General features: G+C 38.8%; 1 pseudogene. It reads left to right on the top strand.

Going from position 1 to position 1,001, the window contains the following annotated elements:
* Window positions 1-1,001: pseudogene (locus tag EKL98_RS17515) on the top strand (Tex-like N-terminal domain-containing protein); the annotation flags it as partial.

Raw genomic sequence — 1,001 nt, 5'->3', positions numbered from 1 at the left:
GCTCGTGAAAATGGATTGGAACCATTAGCCAAAACAATAATGGCGCAAAACAACGACGATGTTGACTTTATTTCCACCAAATATATAAATGAAAACGTCATCAACGAAGAAGCTGCTTTGCAAGGTGCACGTGACATTATCGCCGAATGGATTAACGAAAACATTTATGTTCGTAAACAGTTGCGAAGACTTTTTCAACTAAAAGCAACGATTACAACCAAGGTTGTAAAAACCAAAAAAGACGATCAAGACGCCCAAAAATTCAATCAATATTTTGATTGGTCGGAACCGTTGACAAAAGCACCTTCGCATCGTTTGTTGGCAATTCTTCGTGCCGAAAATGAAGGTTTTATAAAGTTTAAAGTCGAAGTTGATATTAACGAAGCGTATGATATTATTGACGAATTAATATTAAAAAGTCAAAACAAAACTACTCCACACGTACAATTAGCCATCGAAGACTCCTATAAAAGATTGCTAAATCCTGCCATTTCAAACGAAGCTTTGCAAGAAGCCAAAGCCAAGGCTGATGCCAATTCGATTCAGGTTTTTGCTAATAATTTGGGGCAATTATTGTTGGCGCCACCTTTGGGCGAAAAAAGAATTTTGGCTATTGATCCTGGATTTCGTTCGGGATGTAAAATCGTTTGTTTGGACGAAAAAGGCGATTTGCTCTACAACGAAAATATTTATCCGAACGCACCACAAAATGAAACGGCAATGGCGATGAAAAAAATTCGTTCTATGGTCAATGCGTATCAAATTGATGCGATTTCCATCGGAAACGGAACGGCTTCGAGAGAAACAGAATTCTTCATCAAGAAAATCGCTTTCGATAAACCCGTTCAAGTATTTATAGTTTCAGAAGCAGGAGCATCGGTTTATTCGGCATCAAAAAGTGCTCGGGAGGAATTTCCAAATTACGATGTGACCGTTCGTGGCTCGGTTTCTATCGGAAGAAGGTTGTCTGATCCATTGGCCGAATTGGTAAAAATTGATCC

This window comes from Flavobacterium bomense (assembly GCF_003970355.1).
This window is presented reverse-complemented; position numbering and strand designations above follow the sequence as displayed.